The organism is Butyrivibrio sp. AE3006 (genome assembly GCF_000424165.1).
In the GTDB taxonomy this organism is placed as follows: Bacteria; Bacillota; Clostridia; order Lachnospirales; family Lachnospiraceae; genus Butyrivibrio.
On record NZ_KE384144.1, the window covers coordinates 73994 to 95993 of the forward strand.

Here is a 22000-nt window from a genome sequence, read left to right on the forward strand (position 1 = left end):
AGAGGCGTGGAGCGAGGAGAGGCCAGAGGATTTAGAAGTTTCAAGCAGAGGAAATCGGGAAAACGTCTCAAATAGAGGCGTGGAATAGGGCAGAATTACCGCGCAGAAGGGCTTAACAGAGAAGTGTGTGGTAATAATTGGCTAAGATGGCGATGGATTGCTGCGACATGGCTTGTATATAGCGCTCGCGCGGTAATGGTGGTGCAAAGTTACTGCGCAGGAGGGCTTTTTGGAGAAGTGCGCAGCAATAATAGGTTAAGATAGTGATGGATTGCTGCGACATTGCCTGGATAGAGCGTCTGCGCGGCAATAATAGTGCAAAATTACCGCGCAGGAGGGCTTAACAGAGACGTGCGCAGTAATAATAGGCTAAGATAGTGAAGGATTACAGCGACATGCATTGATTCTAGGCTGTGCGCGGTAATACCAAAACAAAATTACTGCGAAGCTGTACAAATACAAGGAGTTCGCTGCATTTTCACATTCTTCCGGTCCAAAACATAATATTTCTCTGATCGAAACCCTCACATTTCTCCGATTGGAATAGTCGACGTTAAATGACAGAAGCAGAATACTAGTATATAATTACCATCAAGCAGACTTGCAGTAAGGGCAAAAGTATTTGACACTTACTAAAGCATTCCGCAAGGATGGGCAAGGATATTGAAAGGACTTTAGTTAAAAGTGACCAGGAAAACTTTAGCTATAATACTTGGCGCCGTGGGGATAGTTATTGCAGGCGCACTGATCTATAAATTCACCGGCAACAACCAAATAGAAGAAACTGTTCAGGAGACGCCGGCACCGGCGTGGCACGCTGCAGACGGATACATTAAGGAGTCGGAACCTATAGGGGAGCCTGGAAGCGCCTCGGATACAAGCTCCGAATCCGACCAAACCACAACCGAAGCCAGCACAGCCGAAGATACCTCCGACCAAACCACAACCGAAACCAGCACAGCCGAAGATACCTCCGACCAAACCACAATCGAAGCCAGCACAAACGAAGAAGCCTCCGAGCCTGCCGCAAACGCAGAGTATTCCTTAAGCGTACCCACGTACATAGGCCAGATAGGTAGTGATTACTTCATTGCTGATTGCTATCACAACCAGATCATCTACAGTGACAGTCTTGGAAGTGATCTTCTTAGCTGGAAGACCCTTGCTACAGATCTAAGTCAGCCCCATACCATGGCGGGAGATGGACAGGTCATAGTAATAGATGATACAGAGAAAAACGAAGTAAGGGTATATGAGCCATCTGAAAATGGATATAAGTATACGCAGCTCTTTACAGGGATAGGTAACAGGCCCCATTACACGGTATATGATGAAGCAGAAAAGGCCTTTTACACCTGGAGTTCCATGTCAGGTGAGATGTATGTTTTCAGGCATGAAGAGGGCAGTACTAAGATGTACCTTACTGAGGTAAGGACCATAGCAGAGCTTAGCGGAACATATATAAGGTCGTTTTATATAGAAGGAAATGATATCTATTTTGTTTCCGGAATAAGAGGGGATGGCACATCCTCGGGTATCATAAAGTGTGATAAGAACACGCTTGAAATAAAAGAAACCTACAGTGTTCCTGATTCCCTTGCAGGAATGGCAGCCATGCGATTTGATGCACCTTTTTATTACATAACCGTATCAACGGATGTTGCAGGAAGTCAGGACGCAGCCACCATGATAAGGACAAAGGACCTTAAAGGGCTTGCCACAGGCGATTATGAAGACATTTATTCAACATATTTTATGGGTGGCGGAACGCCTTATAATATGTTTAAAATAGGAGATAAGTGGTTCCTGACAGAGCACCGGATTCCCGGACATGCCATTTGGAGCTATAAAATAGACGAAAACGGAGAAATTACTGATGTCGAAACAGTGTATTGATTATAAAAAGACCACAAGAGCGTCGATCATTATGATACTTGTGATGGCGCTTATTACAGCGGTATTACAGGGTAATTACTGGGTTTCAATTGCAGGAGGTCTTGCCGCAAGGCAGCCGCAGGTGATGATTCTTTTCCTGGTTGGGTTTGTGAGCCTTACAGCCATTTACTGTGAAGCAACAGGCAGGATCAGATTCAGACGCAAGTCAGAGGAGAAGGCAGGAACTATATCTAAGACCTTAAACCTCACCACAGAGCGAGGGGTTCTCTGGACTATCTGGCTTGGAATGCTGATGCGTGTGGGATATGTTCTTTTCTTTGACATTAACACATTGCAGAACGACGGCGGTACCTTTACAGGATTTGGAACAACTCAGATAAATAACGGTCATATCGGATACATTGAGTACATTTACAAATTTTTCCATTTGCCTACAATGGACCCTTACGAATACTTTGGCTATTATCATCCGCCGCTTCATCACATTATCGAGGCTCTTTGGCTTACTGTACAGAGATTCCTTGGGGTGGCTGAAGAGCTCGCTTTTGAGAACCTTCAGATTCCTACCCTTATCTACTCGGGACTTTGCATGGTCGTGATGCTGCAAATCCTTAAGGAGTCGGATATAAATGAGAAGTATGTCATTCCGGGTATGATGCTCTTTGCATTTCATCCCAGGATGATGGTACTTGCAGGCTCAGTAAATAACGATATTCTGGCGCTGCTGCTTCTTCTTTGCACCATTTGGAGAACTCTCGTATGGATCAGAGAAAAGAACATCAAAAATATCGTTATGATAGCTCTTTCCCTTGGCTTTGGAATGATAAGTAAGCTAAATACCGCTATCTGTGCTTTTTCAATAGCAGTCATTTTCCTGATCGTGCTTGTAAATGCATTTAAGGATGGCAACCTTCTTGTAAGGAAGAGTGTTATCACACAGTTTGTGATTTTTACTGTGGTTTGTGTTCCCATCGGTTTGTCATATATAGTACGTAACATGGTACTTTTTGGGGAAAAGCCGGGAATACCTTCACCTGCAATTATTCCCAATGAGTCAGTGATGTATACAGGCCCGTATTCCGTGTGGTCCATAATCGGAATACCTGCTTTATCGGATTGGAATGCGGCATTTCCTTTCCATCCCATAAGCGCAGAGGCCAGCCATAATACCTGGGTTATTCTGTTCCAGACAGGTCTTTTTGCTGAGGCTTATCCGGCAGGAATGAACGACTATCTGTTGTCGGTTGCTCAGATAGCCTATGTTGCATCCATAATAACTGCTGTTGCAACTACAATTGTTTTCCTTTGGGTATACCTTAAAAAGCTTGTAAAGGAGACAAGAAAGATCAGATATTCCCTTGCATATCCCACAGATGAGGAGCGCGCAAAGGGTGTTATCAGCACAGAGGAAGCCCTTAACCATATGGAGAGAAGTGTTTTCCTGTGGATTACATACGTGTTCATGCTGCTTAGCTTCTGCCTGTATGTGTTTAAATATCCTTATACCTGCAGCAGCGACTTTAGGTATATGACAGCTTGTCTGGTATTCACATCCATAGGCTTTGTGGATGTTCAGACCGTTTGTGGCAAGGGAGCACGAAAAGTAGTTAAATTTATCGTAAATACAGCAATGGCGGCGTGCCTTATAGGTTCACTGCTTGTTTATATGTTCTGGGATATCGCGTGACGGCTTTAGAGAATTGCCAAGCGGTGATTTAAAGAAGCAATTTTGATAGACCGGGCATGGTTTAAAGAGGAGAGCATTATGAGTTATGAAAAGTTTGTCAGGAAGGTATCACCTTACGTTCCGGGGGAGCAGCCAAAGGACAGAAACATTATCAAGATCAATACAAACGAATGTCCTTATCCGCCTGCACCAAAAGTAACAGAGCTTATTGAAAACATGAAATATGAGGATCTGCGTCTTTATCCGGATCCTGAAGCGGCAACACTTGTGGATGCCCTTTCAAAGTACTATAAGGTTCCGACAGATCAGATTTTTGTGGGTGTGGGATCGGATGATGTACTTGCTATGGCTTATCTTACTTTCTTTAATTCCGATAAGCCCATTCTTTTCCCTGATATAACATATTCTTTCTATGATGTGTGGGCAGAGCTTTACAGGGTTCCTTACAAACAGATCCCGCTACGCGATGATTTCACAATAGATTTTGATGATTACATGCCGGAAAATAATCCTAACAGCGGCATCATAATCGCCAATCCCAACGCACCTGTCGGAATCTATGAGCCTGTATCCAAAATTGAAAAAGTGATTGCTGCAAACCCTGATTCTGTGGTAATCGTAGACGAGGCATATATTGATTTTGGCGGGGAGAGCGCCCTGCCTCTCATTGATAAATATGAAAACCTTCTGGTGGTTCAGACCTTCTCCAAATCAAGAGCTATGGCAGGAATGCGCATAGGCTTTGCTTTTGGTTCAAAGAAGCTTATAGGCTATTTGAGAGACGTAAAGTTCTCCTTCAACTCGTACACCATGAACAGACCTACATTGGTGCTTGGAGTGGCAGCAGTTGAGGATGATAAGTACTTTAAGGATACCTGCGCAAAAATCATAGCTACAAGAGAGAGGGTTAAAAAGCAGCTTACTGAGCTTGGATTTACTTTCCCTGATTCTAAGAGCAACTTTATCTTCGCAAAACATAGCACTGTTTCCGGTAATGATATTTTTGAAGAGCTGAAAAAGAGAGGCATATATGTACGTCACTGGAACGCAGACAGAATAAGCGATTACCTGCGAATCAGTATCGGTACTGACGAAGAGATGGATAAGCTTATCGAAGCTCTTGTTGAAATTGTTGGTTGATTTGCCATCTGCTCCGGTAGTGCAAATTCTAAAAGCCTTGATGTAATAATAGTATTCTGTTAAAATTGTGCCTTGGAATGTTTTGAATGCCGCATGACTATTTTGCCGGCACATGAATTAACAGAGAGGTTTTTGAAATGTTAAAGAAATATCTTATAGTATTTTTATGGTCAATGGTTCCCCTTGTAGAGCTTAGAGGAGCTATTCCGATAGCACATGGTATAAATGCTGCAGATCCTGCTTTTAATCTGCTGTTTGCTTATGTAGTTATAGCGATTGGCAATATGATTCCCATGCCTTTTATTTTCTTCTTTGCAAGAACCGTACTTGAGTGGGGTAAGGATAAGCCTGTAATCGGCAAGTTCTTCACATTCTGTCTTGAGAAGGGTGAAAAGGGCGGCTTGAAGCTTCAGGAGAAGGCAGGAAAAGGTCTTTACTGGGCGCTGCTATTATTCGTAGGAATCCCTGTTCCCGGAACAGGTGCATGGACAGGCACACTGGCTGCATCAATCCTTGATATGGACTTTAAAAAGAGCGTTCTTGCTGTAATCGGCGGAATCGCCCTTGCAGGTACTATAATGGGTATCGTCAGCTTCCTTGGCGTAAGTGCCATCACAGGAATCGCCGGCTGATAAGTGCAGACTTTCGTATCTATGAAATTTACGAAGTTGCACTGATTAAGTGAAAACTTTAGAATGGGTATAGAATTACATTTACAGTAGGAGCAGCTTATGGAAGCCTATACCGATTTTGCAAAAGTATATGATGAATTTATGGACGAGACCCCATATCACGACTGGGCTGTGTATATATCGCAGCTCATTTCGCGATATGGGATTTCTGCGCCTTATAAGAAAAATGTCGCAGATGATAATGGCAGCGAAGATGAAACTATAGAAGGTGCTGAGACACTTGAAGAAAGCCTTGATGAGGATTCAGAAGAGGCGCTGCTTCTTCAGGAAAAAAATCTCGTGGTGGAGCTTGGCTGCGGAACCGGCAGCTTTACAGAGGAGATGGCGAATCTGGGATATGACATGATCGGCATCGACAACTCCGGTGACATGCTTGGAATAGCCCGTCAGAAGATGGAGAAGGCAGGCCTTGATATCATGTATCTTGAACAGGATATGTGCGAGCTGGATCTTTTCTGTACGGCAGGAACCATTGTCAGTGTGTGTGACAGCGTCAATTACCTTATAGAAGATGAACAGGTAAGGAAGGCCTTTACGAAGGTAAATAACTACCTTTATCCCGGCGGATTGTTCTTATTCGACTTTAATACCCTTCATAAGTACAGGGATGTTATCGGCGATGTGACCATAGCTGAGAACCGTGAAGACTGCAGCTTCATCTGGGAGAACTTTTTCGACGTTGATACCAATATCAATGAGTATGACCTTACTCTGTTTGTGAAAAAGGAGACGGATGGAGCAGAAGATCTCTTTGAGAGGTCCATAGAGACTCATCTTCAAAGGGGCTATACGCTTGACGAGATGAAGGCCTTTGTTGAGCAGGCAGGAATGACCTTTATTAAGGCCATAGACGCGGATACTCACGAAGAACCCACTGAGAATAGCGAGAGAATCTATGTCCTTGCCAGAGAGCATGGGAAGGCATGAGAGAAAATGAAATAAATATTCAGAAGTGCGAATTTTTGGAGCTTTAAAGAAATAAAATTTCAAAGTAATATTTATGAAGAATATCTAAAAAAACACGTGACAAAAACTGTCAATGACAGAGCTTTGCTGCGTGTTTTTTTGCGCTTTTGCCGATGCTAGAATTGAAGTATGAAGTGTAGAAAGGGTGTGGGAGCCTGTCCCATTATGTGGTTAAAAAGGAGAGTGCTTATGAGGAGAAGAATTTTATCCATACTACTGATATTTGCAATTATGCTGGCTATGATGTCTGTTTCTGCAAGGGCTGCTGCTACAGATCAGGAGACTGCAAAAGAGACCACTACACATGATATGCTTGCGCAGTCCATTCCGGAATCAGAAGTAGCAGAGCCTATGTTTACCGATGGATTTGAAAAAGTCACGGACAACAAAGCCTATGTAAATGACGATGGCAAGCTTGTTGGAAAAAATATCTGGATTCAGGGAAAGGCCTTCTTTTATGAAGCAAACACCGGAAGCCTTATTGTAACCAATGATACCACTGCCTGGGTTGTAAACTGCGGCGATAAGCCCACAGAGAATTTTAAGAAGCTGATGAACAGTATAGTAGATAAGGACATCAGAGTGTTTGGTAAGTTCACCGGATGGACCGATTATGATGCTCCCGGAATTTCATTTTTGTATAAGGATGAGTACATGACTACTCCATACAGAATTGAGACCCTTGATAATAAGACCAGAATTTCATACTGCGACTATGCATTTGAGACGCCTAAGTACGATAAAGAGAGGAAGATCGGCAGTTATACATTTAAAGAATCATCAGCCTATGAAGTAGAGGAAGAGCAGCAGATGATAAGCTACAACCTGAGCAAGGATACCATGGCTTATATGCTGATTCAATGCGAGGATTTAAGTGGTGATGAATACAAAGCCCTGAACCAGGATCAGCTCCATGAACTCTTCGTGGGAATCATGGAAGGAATGTATCCCAATATTGTGTATAAAGAGGATGTGGAGATAGGCGGAAGGAAGTTCCACATCAGTGAGATTACTATGGATCAAAATGGCATTACAGTAGCTATTTACAGCTATATGGCTGTCATAGACGGATATTATTACTTTGTTGCAGTATCACAGCCGTTCTTTGCAACAGAGAGCTATAAAAAACTTATACCAATGGCACTGGGAATCGATACAGTTAAATAGACCACACCCTTCATGACTACACGGTAAAGCGAAGGACCTGCTCTTTATCTCCAAAGGGCAGGTCCTTCGAGCGTGCGTGGGAATTAAAAATTCATGCTTTCTTAATGGAATTTTGTCATGCTTTGTGCCAGAATATAAAATATCAAAGATATTTTTATATCTTAAGAGTCTTATGGGGGCAATTGAGTATGAATATTTCAGAAAAGCTTGATTTTCTCATGAATCTTACGAACACCAAGAATGTAGCTTTGGGAAAGGCTCTTTCCTTCGATCCGTCATATATCAGCAGAATCCGGTCAGGAAGCCGCGGCACGCCTAAAAATCAGCCTTTTTCCAGGGAGGTTGCCGCATATTTTTCAAGGAATATAAAAGATACATACCAGATAGAAGCTGTATCCAAGATGATATTTGGAAGCGATGCTCTGCCCATCGATAAGGAGGATCTCGAAAGCAGCCTGTATAAGTGGCTTGAGCAGGGGAGCGGTAACAGCGAACAGGCGCCGGTAGTAAATCTTATTTCAGATATCACAAATATGCTTGATAGTGGTAAGGGACAGGTACCATCTGTTGATATATCTTTTGATGATTCAGTCATAACAACTGCTCCTGATGACAAGATAGTGCCCATGAACGCATTTTACGGGAATCAGGGCAAAAGAGAAGGCGTAAAGCGCTTTTTGATGACGCTTGTCATGAAAAAGAAACCATTTCGGCTGTTTTTGTATTCTGATGAAGATATGAGCTGGCTCTATGAGAATCCGGAGTTTTCAAGAGAATGGGCAATGCTTTTACTGCAGCTTCTAAAAAACGGATCCCGCATACAGATAATCCACACCATAAGCAGAGATCTGGTGGAGATGATGGAGGCCATAAGAAAATGGATGCCTCTGTATTCAACAGGGGCTATTGAGCCATATTATTATCCAAAACTAAGGGATGGAGTATACAGGAGATCACTTTTTATAGCACAGGGTCATTCAGCCCTTGTGTCCACTTCTGTTGAGAATAAAACAGATGATATGGTAAATCTCCTTGTGAGAAATACCGATGTGGTTGCAGCCCTTGAGAAGGAGTACAGCAACTACTTTGAGCTTTGCAGACCGCTTATGAAGATGTTTTCTGCAAAGAACAGGGATGTGTTCATGGACCTTCTTCTGAACGAAGACGTGTCAGACGGACAGTTCTATATGTCAAATCCTTTGCCTTCTATCTGGACAATGCCGGAAGGACTTGCTAAGAAACTTGCAGAAAAAGCAGGTGATCCTGCAATTATCAAAGTGGCAGCGAAGATGAGAAAGAATATGACATCGCTCCTTGAAAACGGCGGTAAGATAACAGAGATTATCTCAAGGAATATGACCGGGGATGAGCTGGAAAAGGGCATGACTCTGCCGCTTTCTGATATGATAGGATCTGCAGAGTACATCTACAGCGCAGAAGATTACATCTGTCATTTAAAGGAGACTCAAAGGCTTTGCGATAAATATGAGGGCTACAGAGTGATCATTTCAGACAGCATACCTTCGACATTACTTGTAATGTCACATTCTGAGTCCGATACCATAATCGCCGGAGCCAGTGTGCCCACAGCTGCGTTTTGCATAGCCCACAGACAGTTTTCCTTTGCTTTTTATGAGTACATGGAGCGCATAGAAAAAGACAGCGAACACCGAAAGGCCGGTAATACGCTGTCTGAATATTTTAAACGTCTCCTTCAAAAACGGTAGTGGCAGGACCTGTCATGAAGACGGTGTTCTGTTCACGATCCCATTTACACTTAATCTCACCACCTCTGACATGAATTGTTATATTGTCGGAGGTGTGATCATTTAATACGCAGGCAACTACTGTAGCACAGCATCCTGTGCCGCAGGCGAGAGTCTCGCCTGTTCCGCGCTCCCACACACGCATGTGGACGTTTTCTCTGTCATCTATTGTTACGAATTCTGTATTTATTCCCTTAGGGAAAAATGTATGATGTTCGAATCTGGGTCCGATCTTCTCAAGATCCAGGGAGTCTAAATCCATGCCCCTGTTCAGGAAAACGACTGCGTGGGGATTACCCATTGATACGCAGGTGATATTGTATTCCTTGTCCATAACAGTGATGGGGTAGTTTACAATCTGGCTTGAATTCATAGCCCTCTCATCAGGGAGAGCAAGAGGAATCTCAACAGGTGTCAGGATAGGTGCACCCATATTCACTCTGACGCTTGTAACGATGTTGTCTTCGGTTTTAAGGTCAAGGATTCTGACCCTGCCGCCGCTTACGATCTTAAGCTTGGTCTTATCGGTAAGACCCTTGTCATAGACGAACTTAGCGACGCATCTGATGCCGTTTCCGCACATTTCAGAGTAGGAACCATCAGCATTGTACATCTCCATCTCAAAGTCAGCCAGGTCATCTTCAAACTTGTTTATGAAAATAACGCCGTCGCCGCCTATGCCAAAATGTCTGTCGCTTAAGTATCTTACAAGCTCAGGCTTTTCTTCTTTTGCGATTTTTTCTTTGCTGCCGTCTATATAAATATAGTCGTTTCCGCAGCCGTGCATTTTAGTAAAGTGCATATTTTGTCTCCATTCATGCAATTTAAAACATATTGTGATTATACTCAGTTTTTTTATGTGATGTCAAAGCTCTTAAAAAACTTTTTCGATTTAATTCATTAAAGTTCTTGCCAAGGAAAAAGTTCTGTGATAATATCGTTCAAGGGCGCACAAATGTCCGTGGTACAAAAACACTCTAAAATTCAGTTTTTATGCGACTTGGACACGCAGCGCCAATCTTATTATTTCAGAGGAAGTAGTATGAAGGAAGAAACCGGATATTATGTTTTGAAAAAACAGGCGGTGCCGGAGGTTTTGCTGAAGGTTCTCGAAGCCAAGAAGCTTCTTGATACCGGAAAATGTAAGACTGTAAACGAAGCATCCGAGCGCCTTGGTATAAGTCGCAGTTCTTTTTACAAATACAAGGACGACATATATGAATTCCATGACAGTTTGCAGGGTACCACACTTACACTTAACCTGCAGATGGATGATGAGCTTGGAGTTCTCTCAGATGTTCTTAGGATAATTTCTGAATGTGGTGCGAATATACTGACAATTCATCAGGCAATACCTTATAATGGAGTTGCGGCTCTCTCGGTAGGAATTCAGGTTTTACCTACTACCAGAGACATCGCAGAGCTTCTTATGAAGCTTGAGTCCGCGCCTCGTGTACACAGGGTGCAGATTATCGGTAGAAACGCCGAAGTATAAGGAAGAAGGAAATTTATCTATACAGACTTAATCAGACAGACTTATTTAAGAGGAGGAATTCGTAATGGCAAAGATCGCAGTTTTAGGATATGGCACTGTGGGGAGCGGTGTTGCATATGTTTTGGATACAAACGGTGCGCAGGTCGCAGACAGCGCAGGCGAAGATATTGAGCTTAAATACATCCTCGATCTTCGTGATTTTCCCGGGGATAAGCATGAATCAATAGTCGTTCATGATATCGATGTGATCTTAAATGATCCTGAGGTAGAAGTAATCTGCGAGACTATGGGAGGAATCGAGCCTGCTTTTACTTTTGAAAAGAAAGCACTTGAAGCAGGTAAGAGCGTATGTACATCTAATAAAGAGCTGGTTGCGGCTCACGGCCCTGAACTTGTTGAGCTGGCAAAGAAAAACAATGTCAGCTACCTGTTCGAGGCAAGCGTCGGAGGTGGTATCCCGGTGCTTCGCTCCATGAATGATTCAATCAGACATGAGAGACTTGATTCCATTAGAGGTATCCTCAATGGAACCACCAACTACATCCTTACCAAGATGGATAAGGAAAAGGCAGATTTCGATTCTGTTCTTAAGGTTGCTCAGGAAAAGGGTTACGCTGAGAGAAATCCTGAGGCAGATATTGAGGGACATGATGCCTGCAGAAAGACAGCTATCCTTGCTTCTATAATGAGCGGTCAGTTCGTTAAGCACGAGGATATCTATACAGAAGGAATCACCAAGATCAGCTCTGAGGATTTCGAATATGCAAGAAGCCTTGGAAGAGCCATTAAGCTCCTTGGAAGCTGTGAGAGAAAAAATGGAAAGTTCTTCGCAATGGTAGCACCCTTCATGGTTGGTGCGGACAATCCGCTCTCTACCGTTAACGGAGTTTTCAATGCAATAGATGTTCACGGAAATATGCTGGGCGACGTTATGTACTATGGAAAAGGCGCCGGCAAGGAAGCCACAGCTTCTGCTGTTGTAGCTGACGTGATCGACATAGTAAAGCACAGGGGTAAGCACATTGACTGGAATCTTAGAAATGTTCCTGCACAGGTTGAGTCTAACGAGAATGCGGAGAGGCAGTTCTTTGTAAGAGTTGATGCATCAGCTAAGGACGCAGCTCTTGCCCAGTTCCCCGGTGCCCAGGAAGTTACAGCATCAGGCGTAAGCGGCGAATTTGCATTTGTTACAGAAGTTATTTCTGAAAAAGCCTTTGAAGAAAAATTAACATTACTCGGCAATGTCAAAGGTTATATCAGATTACTGTAAGAAATGATTTTAACATCCCCGAATCGTAGATTTAAGGATGTTACGAAATCCTGTTTTTTTGATGGGAAACAGGATTTTATATGATATGAGGATTTTGAGAGGAGATTATGAAAAGTGAGTAAGGTAGTAAAATTCGGCGGAAGCTCCTGCGCTGATGCCAATCAGTTCAAGAAGGTCGCAGAGATCATTCACGCAGATGCAGAGAGAAGATTCGTAGTAGTTTCTGCTCCCGGTAAACGCAGCGACAGCGACACCAAGGTTACTGATATGTTGTATCAGACCTATGCACTTGCTGAAGCAGGAAAAGATTTTTCCAAGCAGCTTACGGCAATCGAGGCCAGATATAATGAGATTATCAAGGGACTTAAGCTTAAGCTTTCTCTTAAGGATCAGTTCGCTGAGATTGAGAAGCAGTTTAAGGCAAAAGCCGGAAAAGACTACGCTGCATCAAGAGGTGAATATCTTAACGGTGTTCTGATGGCAAACTATCTTGGCTTTGAGTTTATAGATCCCAAGGAAGTTGTTCTTTTTGACGATGATGATTCATTTGATGCAGAGATCACCAACAGAAGAGTCGCTAAGAGACTTAAGGGTGTTGAGAATGCAGTAATCCCGGGATTCTACGGTGCTTACGAGGATGGCAAAATAAAGACCTTCTCAAGAGGAGGATCGGATATCACAGGTTCTATCGTAGCAAGAGCTATTCATGCTGATGTTTATGAGAACTGGACTGATGTATCAGGATTCCTTGTAGCGGATCCCAGAATCGTTGACAGACCTCAGCCTATCGAGACTATCACTTATACAGAACTTCGAGAGCTTGCATACATGGGTGCATCGGTTCTTCATGAGGATGCGATTTTCCCTGTAAGAAAAGAAGGTATTCCGATCAACATCAGAAATACCAACAGACCTGATGATGCAGGTACATGGATTGTAGAATCCACAGCCAAGAAATCAAAATTCACAATCACAGGTATCGCAGGTAAGAAGGGCTTTTGCTGTGTGAATATCAATAAGGACATGATGAACTCAGAGGTTGGATTTGTAAGAAGAGTTCTTCAGGCCTTTGAGGATCAGGCTATCTCCATTGAACATGTTCCTTCAGGAATCGACACAATGACAGTGTTCGTAGCTCAGGAGGATTTCATTGATAAGGAGCAGGCAGTTGTTTCGGAGATCCACCGCCTTGCAAAACCCGATCTTCTTGAGATTGAATCAGACCTTGCGCTTATCGCGGTAGTTGGTCGCGGAATGAAGAGACAGCGCGGAACAGCAGCAAGAATCTTCTCAGCTCTTGCTCATGTAAACGTAAACTGCCGAATGATCGATCAGGGTTCATCCGAGCTTAACATCATAATCGGTGTGGAGAGCAAGGACTTTGAAAAAGCAATAAAGGCCATTTACGATATCTTCGTAATGACACAGCTTTAATAGATTAAGAAAAAATAAGAGCTTCGCACATTCATTTCGGTGAATGGTGCGAAGCTCATTTTAATTGTTGCCTAATATCTTTTTTAAATACGCTTTACTTTAAAAGAAAATCGATGAAAGCCTTGGATACTTCAGGGCGCTCGGTGCTGGCAACGATGCCGGCGATGGGTGTAACTCCGATGTAACATTCATAGTCTGTAAGCTTCTGACTGTCCTCCAGGATGATGCCCATGGGAATAGGCTGCTCCATTTCTGCAGGATCTCTTCTTACGAATTCATAGTTTCCTTCATCTTCCGCAGTTACCATCTCTCCGTTTGCGAGAGCCTTTTCAGCTTCTTCTTTGGCTTTAATAACTTCTGCGTAGTCTATGTAATATACCTTATCGCCGAGGGCTTCAAGCTCTGCCTCAGAATAAACATCTCTAAGATCGAGGAACATCTCGTTTTTGGTGAAATTCTCAAAAAGCTGAGGGTCAGCTGCGAAAACATCCAGTTCTTTTGCGGCTATCATGGCATATATTCTCTCCATGGTGGTGTAATCCATCTGACCGCCTGCTCCATCAGCTGAGAGAGAAGTTGTTGTATCGATATATACTTCTTCTTCATCTGTATTAATGCCTTGAGCTTCGGCGAATTCTGCTTCCAGGGGGTCAGATCCGATAAAGGATGCGGCATTTACAAACATGGCATTCAGTGCATAGGGCTTATTTGAGCTGATATCACGAACAAGCATGACAAGCATTATTATCGAAAAGATCGCTACAAAGGTGTGGATCTTGTAGTAATCCCAGAAATATTCAAGGTGCGCCTTGAAGCCCATGCCCTTCAAAGCCTGCCACTGGCTTCTTTTTTCTTCATTTATATTCATTTTGTAACTCCTTTTTTCCTATAATAACTTTTTGATTATAAAACAAAATTGTGAATATTATAAGAAAACTTATTTTTTTTATTAATTTTTTTCTTTTTTCTAGGTATAATTATTATTGCAAGTTATTGTATGTTAATATATCATATCCTTTAAAAAGTTAATCGGAAGGAAATCAATATGATGAATGACAACAGTTACGTAGAAGTTCTGGTTGCCAGAAAAGCATCACCTCTAATGCTTGTGCTTAAGTATGTGCTTTTTACACTGGCAGCTCTCGCTTTTATTATGGGATTTTTGGGCGGCATGATTGTGCTCGTAATCGCATGTATAGTTTTTGCTGTAGCGGGTTACTTCGTATCACTCAATGCTTCTATTGAGTATGAGTATCAGTACTGTGAGAGAGAGATCACAGTAGACAAGATTCTTAACAAGAGCAGGAGAAAAAGGGTAGCAGTTTTTGAGACTGATAAGATGGAAGCCCTGGCTCCTTCAAGGTCCTATCATCTGGACGATTATCGTAAAAACACTAATTACAGAACACTTGATTTTTCATCTGGAACAAATGAACAGCCTGATCCTACATATACAATGTATTATGACGGCAGAGAAAAGGTTATTTTTGAACCTAACTCTCAGATGGTTGAAGCAGTTAAAAACGTGGCACCACGTAAAGTATTTACAGATTAAGGAAGGAAAGAGGAGTAATAATGGGACAGATTATCGGCGAAGGAATTACATTTGACGACGTACTTTTGGTACCTGCATATTCACAGGTTGTACCTAATGAGATTGACGTAAGCACACAGCTTACCAAGAAACTGAGACTTAATATCCCTATGATGAGTGCAGGTATGGATACAGTTACTGAGCACCGCATGGCTATCGCTATGGCAAGACAGGGTGGTATCGGTATCATCCACAAGAACATGTCAATCGAGGCTCAGGCCGATGAGGTTGATAAGGTTAAGAGATCAGAGAACGGCGTTATTACAGATCCTTTCTCACTTTCACCTGAGCATACACTTGCTGATGCTGACGCCCTTATGGCTAAGTTCAGAATTTCAGGTGTTCCGATCACAGAGGGCAAAAAGCTCGTTGGTATCATCACTAACCGTGATCTTAAATTCGAGAAGAACTTTGATCAGAAGATCAAGGACGTAATGACAAGTGAGAACCTTGTTACTGCTAAGGCAGGTATCACACTTGAAGAAGCTAAGCAGATCCTTGCAAAGTCCAAGAAGGAGAAGCTTCCTATCGTTGATGATGACTACAATCTTGTAGGACTTATTACAATTAAAGATATTGAAAAGACAATCAAGTATCCTCTTTCAGCAAAGGATGATCAGGGACGTCTTCTTTGCGGAGCAGGCGTTGGTATCAGTGCTAACTGCCTTGACCGTGTAGCAGCTCTTGTTGATGCCAAGGTTGACGTTATTGTACTTGATTCCGCACACGGACATTCAGAGAACGTTCTTAGATGCCTTCGTATGATCAAGGAAAAATTCCCGGATCTTCAGGTTATCGCTGGTAACGTTGCTACAGCTGCTGCTACAAAGGCTCTTATCGAAGCCGGTGCAGATGCTGTTAAGGTTGGTATCGGACCCGGATCTATCTGCACAACACGTGTGGTTGCAGGTATCGGTGTTCCTCAGATCACAGCTATTATGGACTGCTATTCAGTAGCAAAAGAGTATGGTATCCCGATCATCGCAGACGGTGGTATCAAGTACTCAGGAGATATCACAAAGGCAATCGCTGCAGGCGGTAACCTTGTTATGATGGGTTCAATGTTTGCAGGATGCGACGAGGCTCCCGGCGATTTCGAGCTTTTCCAGGGTAGAAAATATAAGGTTTACCGTGGAATGGGATCAATCGCAGCCATGGAGAACGGCTCTAAGGACAGATACTTCCAGGAAGGTGCCAAGAAGCTGGTTCCCGAGGGCGTTGAAGGCCGTGTAGCATACAAGGGAACTGTAGAAGATACAGTATTCCAGCTCATCGGCGGACTTCGTTCAGGTATGGGTTACTGCGGATGTGATACAATAGATAAGTTAAAAGAAAATGGTCAGTTCATTAAGATGACAAGCGCTGCACTCAAAGAGAGTCATCCTCATGATATTCACATTACAAAAGAAGCGCCTAACTACAGTGTAGACGAATAATACATATTCAAGGAGGCGGGTTTTTTGGAACGAGAAGGCCATAAAAACTCAGCAAATTCAATAAAGATACGGGATAAAGAACTCCGGAGATGGCAGGATGCCTTTACATCCATAGCAGGAGTCTATTTATGCTGTTTGGATATGTCAGGAGAGAAGATCTCCGATTTTTCAGGGAGCCCGCTCGAGGTTTCCATAATAAAAAAAGCTGTTGATGATATTCATATCAGAAACATTTTTCAGAGAGTAACCGAAGGTGATTTGGAGGATCAGGCCGTTGAGCGCACACTGATCCCCAATCTTCGGATTGCTGCTGTTGCTGCCAAGGTCGAAGGCAAGGCAAGATTAGTATGGATTATCTGCGCCGTACTCAAGGATATTGAGTACGAGCCGGATCTGTACGACATTGAGCCCGTAAGCGATTTCCCCCACATGATAACTGAAAAGGAATTTTACAATACTCTTGATTTTGTCAGGATTACTTCTGTTGCCATGGTTCGGGCGAAAAAGACAGAGGATGAGGCAGCAGCTTCTACAGCAGAGAATTTCAAGAGATCAGAGGATTTCAAGGTTTCCTTCCATCGCGCTGAGATAATGACGGAGATAGTATCTCTCCTTGACAGCGATGATGAGATTGAATCCGTAATGCTGCAGATCCTGCAGAAAATCTGTGAATACCTCGATATCAGCAATGCTTTTATCGCAAGGATGCATCAGGAAGATCACCTGATGGATGCCATAGTCCAGTGGAAGACCGAAGGCGCATACAACGTCTTCGAAGAGACCGATGATCTGGACAGATGCTGGTTCATCGGAAGCTCACAGATGGTTGCTGTATCAGGCAGTACCACTATGAATGCCGGTGAGAGGGAACAGCTTGAGGACCTTGGAATATATGCCGTTGTGGCAGTTCCCATTGTAATAGCAGAACAGATTCCTTTCTATGCATGCTTTGCAGAGACCAGAGAGAATAGAGAGTGGATCGTAAATGATATCAAGTTCATAAATGATTCCATCAAGATCCTGCAGAATATCATTACCAAGAGAATTCAGAGGAACTCCATTGCCAGCTCCTTTAATTCTTTAGAGGCAGTACTTGATAACGTGGGAAGTGCAATCTATGTAAGATGTATGAAGACTGATGAGCTGCTTTTTGCAAACAGAAGTCTTAAGAAGCATTTTGCAAAAGAGCTTCAGAAGAACACACTTAAGGATCTATTTGAAGGAAACATTCCGCCGAGAAGTCACAGCGGCAATTATGAGATTTACTACGAAGCAAAAGACAGATGGTTTGATCTTTATTACACCAGGATTAAGTGGGTTGACGGAAGGCTTGTTTCTCTCTGCGCAATCTATGAGATCACTGAGAAAAAGATATATCAAAAGAGAATAGAGCAGCAGGCTTATACCGATTTCCTCACAGGTCTTTACAACAGACTTTGCTGTGAGAGAGATCTTGTTACCTATGTGGAGCAGGCTAAGACAAACAATACCAAGGGTATGCTTATGTACCTTGACCTTGATGATTTCAAGAAGATAAACGACGGTCTTGGGCATCAATACGGCGATGTGCTTTTGCAGGATATTTCCGCTGCCATAAAGTCTATCGATGGCGTACAGAATTCCTGCTACAGAATGGGCGGAGATGAGTTTGTCATCATCGTTCCTCCGGAAAGCTACGACAGAGTCGACAGTATTCTTGAGGAGATAAAGAGAGCCTTTGCGACACCCTGGTATCTGAAGGATGGCGATTATTACTGCACTATGAGTATGGGTATCGTTGAATTCCCTACTGCAGGAGATACGGTTGAGGAGCTTATCCGCAAATCCGATATCGCCATGTATGAAGCCAAGAAGTCAGGTAAAAACAGAATATCACAGTATTCTGAGAGTATAGATGCATCCACCATCCGCAGACTTGATATGGAAAAAGCCATGTATAAGGCTGTGGAGGACAGCTGCAATGAGTTCGAGGTTTACTATCAGCCTATTTTGCAGATAGATGACAAGGATCAGATTGTGGCAGCGGAAGCGTTTGTCAGATGGGACAGCAGAAGCCTTGGTTCAGTAAGCCCCGCAGAGTTTTTGTCTCTTGCAGAGTACCTTGGACTTATCAATCCTATAGGAGAGTATGTCCTTAGAAAAGCCACCAAGCAGTGCGGCAGATGGAGCAAGAAGCTTAAGCGCAAGATGAAGATCCATGTAAATATGTCCGTTGTGCAGCTGATGCAGCCGGATATTGCAGCCAAGATCGGAGAAGCTCTTGAAGAAGCAGGCATAGGTCCTGATCAGCTGATTCTCGATGTGGGCGAAGCTCTTACTATGAACAACACAGAGCGTACAAAGGGTGCCATTGAGAAGATAAGCGAGATGGGAGTTATGCTCTCTCTTGATGATTTCGGAACAGGATACAGTTCCTTAAGCGGACTTAGGGCATATCCATTTGCCGTTGTTAAGATCGACAGGACCATAACAAGCGAGCTTGGAAAAGAAACCTATGCCGTATCCCTGGTTCAGTCCCTTATGGATCTTTCAGGAGCCATTAATGCAGATGTCTGCGTAGAGGGTATTGAGAAAAAGCAGCAGCTTAACATTCTTAAGGACTTAAATGTTCCTCTTGCGCAGGGACAGTATTTCTCACAGCCTCTTGATGCAGCTGAATTTGAGAAGAAGTATATCAAGTGAATGCCGGCCTTTTTGCTATGATGTACAAAAGGCTTGCATTGTGTGGTAAAATAATATAAGCGGCGAAGACTCACTATAAGGCTTCGCTGTTTCGAATTAAAGTTTATTAGATTGGAATTACAGAAAATGTCAGAAGAATCAAGAAATTTTATTGAGCAGGAGATCGACAAGGATTTAAAGGAGGGCGTTTACGACCACGTTGTCACAAGATTTCCGCCTGAGCCGAATGGATTTTTACATATCGGACACGCTAAGAGCATACTTTTAAACTATGGTCTTGCAAAAGAATATAACGGCAAATTCAACATGAGATTTGACGATACCAACCCCACCAAGGAGAAGTCCGAATTCATGGACGCTATCATCGAGGATGTTAACTGGCTTGGGGCTGATTATGAGGACAGACTTTTCCATGCATCAGATTATTTCGACAAGATGTATGAGAATGCAGTTAAGCTTATTAAGAAGGGCAAGGCTTATGTTTCAGAGCTCACAGCTGAAGAGATGCGTGAGTACAGAGGAACACTTACAGAGCCCGGCAAGAACGATCCTAACAGAGACAGAAGTGTAGAAGAGAACCTTCGTCTTTTTGAAGAAATGAAAAACGGCAGCGTAGAAGACGGAGCCATGACACTTAGAGCAAAGATCGATATGTCATCACCTAACATCAACATGCGTGATCCTATCATCTACAGAGTTGCTCACATGACACATGCTCGTACAGGCGATAAGTGGTGCATTTATCCCATGTATGATTTTGCACATCCCATTGAGGATGCAGAAGAGGGAATTACACATTCCATCTGCACACTTGAGTTTGAAGATCACAGACCGCTTTATGACTGGGTTAAGATCGAGTGTGAATATGAGAATCCTCCGCGTCAGATCGAGTTTGCAAAGCTCTATCTTCAGAACGTGGTTACAGGTAAGAGATACATCAAGAAGCTGGTTGAGGACGGCATAGTTGACGGATGGGATGATCCCAGACTTGTTTCTATAGCTGCTCTTAGACGCCGCGGCTTTACTCCTGAATCAATCCAGAAGTTCGTTGAGCTTTGTGGTGTAAGTAAGGCTAACTCAACAGCTGATTATGCAATGCTTGAGTATTGTATCAGAGAGGATCTTAAGCCCAAGGCAAAGAGAATGATGGCTATTCTTGATCCGGTTAAGCTTATCATCGACAACTATCCGGAAGGACAGATCGAGATGCTTCCCATCGAGAACAACAAGGAAGCACCGGAGCTTGGAAGCAGAGAGATTCCTTTTGGAAAAGAGCTTTGGATTGAGCGTGAAGACTTCATGGAGGAGCCTCCGAAGAAGTACTTCAGACTGTTCCCCGGCAACGAGGTTCGTCTCATGAACGCTTACTTCGTAACCTGCACAGGCTGTGTGAAGGATGCTGATGGCAATGTGACAGAGATCCACTGCACATACGATCCCGAGACCAAGGGCGGAGACAGCCCCGATGGCAGAAAGGTGAAGGGAACAATTCACTGGGTATCAGCAAAGGAGTGCGGCGAAGCAACAGTAAGACTTTATGAGAACATTATTGATGAGGAAAAGGGCGTTTATAACGAAGACGGTTCACTCAACTTAAACCCCAATTCCATCACAGTTATTGAGAATGCTAAGCTGGAGCCCGAGCTTATGGAAGCTAAGGCTTATGATAAATTCCAGTTTGTGAGAAACGGATTCTTCTGTGTAGACAGCAAGGATTCCAAAGATGGAGCGCCGGTATTTAACCGCATCGTTTCATTAAAGAGTTCGTTTGTATTACCGAAGGCATAAAATACTATTTTCTTGTGAGGTGGCAAAATGGGATTTTTAGATGGACTTAAGAAATTCGGACTTGGAGCGCTTGAAGATGAAGAGCTTTACGAGGATCCTAAAAAGAAGGCGGTAAAAAAGGAAGAGCCTAAAAAGCAAGCCCTGCCTTTAAATGAGGAGACACTTCTTTTTGATAAGAAGTACACATGTCCTATTTGTGATTCTCAATTTGATTCGAAGACTGTCAGATCCGGTAAAGTACGTGTTAAGAGCCAGGATGTGGATCTTAGGAATACCTACAATGAGATTGATCCCAGCAAGTACGATATAGTTACCTGCCCTAACTGCGGATATTCCACACTTGCCAAGTACTATGGCAATCTGACCAAGTTCCAGATCGATGAGATCAAGGGTAAGATCAGTGCCAACTTTAAAAGGCATGAATTTGGCAAGGTGACCTACACCTATGAAGAAGCAAGAATGCGATATGAACTCGCCATTGCTACTGCTATGGTTAAAAAGTCCAAGAATTCCGAGAAGGCTTATCTGTGTCTTAAGATGGCATGGCTTATCCGTGGTGAGAATGAGCACATGGATCCGGCTACAGAGGGCTATGAAGAGAAGCAGAAGGCCAATAAGGCTGAAGAGCTTGATCTTCTTAAGAAGGCTCTTGATGGCTTCGTAATTGCAAGACAGAGCGAGACTCCGCCAATCGCAGGAATGGATGAGCTTACACTTGATTATCTCATGGCTGCCATTGGTCTTGAGGTCAAGGATTATGACATGGCCAATAAGATGGTAGGAAATATCATTCTTTCAAGAACAGCTAACTCACGTCTTAAGGAGAAGGCAAAAGATCTTAAGGAAAAGATTGCTGAGGATATGAAGAATAATCCTCCTTCACAGGCATAAAACATAGAAAAGACCGGGATTATATCATTAAGTTAACCTTAGCCCGGACAACAAAAAGAATCCAAGAGGATGTCGGAGATGTTCCGATATCCTCTT

General features: G+C 43.1%; 17 protein-coding genes. 15 read left to right on the forward strand and 2 right to left on the reverse strand.

The genetic code is table 11. The annotated features are described in order from the left end of the window. Window positions 1–684: 684 nt before the first annotated feature. From G603_RS20775 to G603_RS0116085, 7 genes are all read left to right on the forward strand, one after another. On the forward strand, window positions 685–1896 hold the full coding sequence (locus G603_RS20775; protein ID WP_155832707.1) for a hypothetical protein: 1212 nt from the start codon (window positions 685–687) through the stop codon (window positions 1894–1896). Then, on the forward strand, window positions 1877–3583 hold the full coding sequence (locus tag G603_RS0116060) for a glycosyltransferase family 39 protein (protein ID WP_026670854.1): 1707 nt from the start codon (window positions 1877–1879) through the stop codon (window positions 3581–3583). Before G603_RS20775 ends, G603_RS0116060 begins: the two co-directional genes overlap by 20 nt. A gap of 78 nt (window positions 3584–3661) precedes the next feature. Then, window positions 3662–4723: a histidinol-phosphate transaminase gene (gene hisC, locus G603_RS0116065; RefSeq protein WP_035793671.1), complete on the forward strand. Its 1062-nt coding sequence runs from the start codon at window positions 3662–3664 to the stop codon at window positions 4721–4723. Between the two features lie 137 nt (window positions 4724–4860). Beyond that, on the forward strand, window positions 4861–5355 hold the full coding sequence (locus tag G603_RS0116070) for a COG2426 family protein (protein ID WP_026670856.1): 495 nt from the start codon (window positions 4861–4863) through the stop codon (window positions 5353–5355). A 99-nt stretch (window positions 5356–5454) separates the two neighbouring features. Next, entirely contained in the window at window positions 5455–6342 is an 888-nt protein-coding gene (locus G603_RS0116075) for a class I SAM-dependent DNA methyltransferase (RefSeq protein WP_026670857.1), read from the forward strand. 228 nt (window positions 6343–6570) lie between these two features. Next, window positions 6571–7548, forward strand: coding sequence for a hypothetical protein (locus tag G603_RS0116080; RefSeq protein ID WP_026670858.1), 978 nt, complete (start codon window positions 6571–6573; stop codon window positions 7546–7548). A gap of 188 nt (window positions 7549–7736) precedes the next feature. After that, window positions 7737–9275 (forward strand): hypothetical protein, encoded by a 1539-nt coding sequence (locus G603_RS0116085; protein WP_026670859.1) that lies wholly within the window; start codon window positions 7737–7739, stop codon window positions 9273–9275. Here the strand turns inward: G603_RS0116085 and dapF are convergent. Next, a complete protein-coding gene (dapF, locus tag G603_RS0116090) occupies window positions 9250–10116 on the reverse strand; it encodes a diaminopimelate epimerase (RefSeq protein ID WP_026670860.1) in 867 nt (288 codons plus the stop codon). The genes G603_RS0116085 and dapF overlap by 26 nt on opposite strands. A 240-nt stretch (window positions 10117–10356) precedes the next feature. Between dapF and G603_RS0116095 the strand changes: the two genes are divergently transcribed. From G603_RS0116095 to G603_RS0116105, 3 genes are all read left to right on the forward strand, one after another. After that, entirely contained in the window at window positions 10357–10809 is a 453-nt protein-coding gene (locus tag G603_RS0116095) for an ACT domain-containing protein (protein WP_026524882.1), read from the forward strand. A 64-nt stretch (window positions 10810–10873) separates the two neighbouring features. After that, window positions 10874–12079 carry a homoserine dehydrogenase gene (locus tag G603_RS0116100; RefSeq protein WP_026670861.1) on the forward strand — a complete coding sequence of 402 codons (1206 nt, stop codon included), beginning with the start codon at window positions 10874–10876 and terminating at the stop codon, window positions 12077–12079. Window positions 12080–12193: 114 nt separating this feature from the next. Beyond that, window positions 12194–13513 (forward strand): aspartate kinase, encoded by a 1320-nt coding sequence (locus G603_RS0116105; protein WP_026670862.1) that lies wholly within the window; start codon window positions 12194–12196, stop codon window positions 13511–13513. A gap of 94 nt (window positions 13514–13607) precedes the next feature. On the opposite strand, the gene G603_RS0116110 is transcribed toward G603_RS0116105, so the two are convergent. Further along, complete coding sequence (locus tag G603_RS0116110) at window positions 13608–14381, reverse strand: hypothetical protein (RefSeq protein WP_026670863.1); 774 nt, start codon at window positions 14379–14381, stop codon at window positions 13608–13610. A 177-nt stretch (window positions 14382–14558) separates the two neighbouring features. Between G603_RS0116110 and G603_RS0116115 the strand changes: the two genes are divergently transcribed. The 5 genes from G603_RS0116115 (at window position 14559) to G603_RS0116135 (ending at window position 21904) form a co-directional block, all read left to right on the forward strand. Continuing rightward, window positions 14559–15068, forward strand: coding sequence for a DUF6106 family protein (locus G603_RS0116115; protein ID WP_242834900.1), 510 nt, complete (start codon window positions 14559–14561; stop codon window positions 15066–15068). A gap of 20 nt (window positions 15069–15088) precedes the next feature. Next, complete coding sequence (guaB, locus tag G603_RS0116120) at window positions 15089–16543, forward strand: IMP dehydrogenase (protein ID WP_026524887.1); 1455 nt, start codon at window positions 15089–15091, stop codon at window positions 16541–16543. A gap of 24 nt (window positions 16544–16567) precedes the next feature. Next, window positions 16568–19225 carry an EAL domain-containing protein gene (locus G603_RS0116125; protein ID WP_051207991.1) on the forward strand — a complete coding sequence of 886 codons (2658 nt, stop codon included), beginning with the start codon at window positions 16568–16570 and terminating at the stop codon, window positions 19223–19225. A 126-nt stretch (window positions 19226–19351) separates the two neighbouring features. Continuing rightward, entirely contained in the window at window positions 19352–21013 is a 1662-nt protein-coding gene (locus tag G603_RS0116130; RefSeq protein WP_026670866.1) for a glutamine--tRNA ligase/YqeY domain fusion protein, read from the forward strand. Between the two features lie 27 nt (window positions 21014–21040). Beyond that, window positions 21041–21904 (forward strand): DUF2225 domain-containing protein, encoded by an 864-nt coding sequence (locus G603_RS0116135; RefSeq protein ID WP_026670867.1) that lies wholly within the window; start codon window positions 21041–21043, stop codon window positions 21902–21904. Window positions 21905–22000 lie beyond the last annotated feature (96 nt).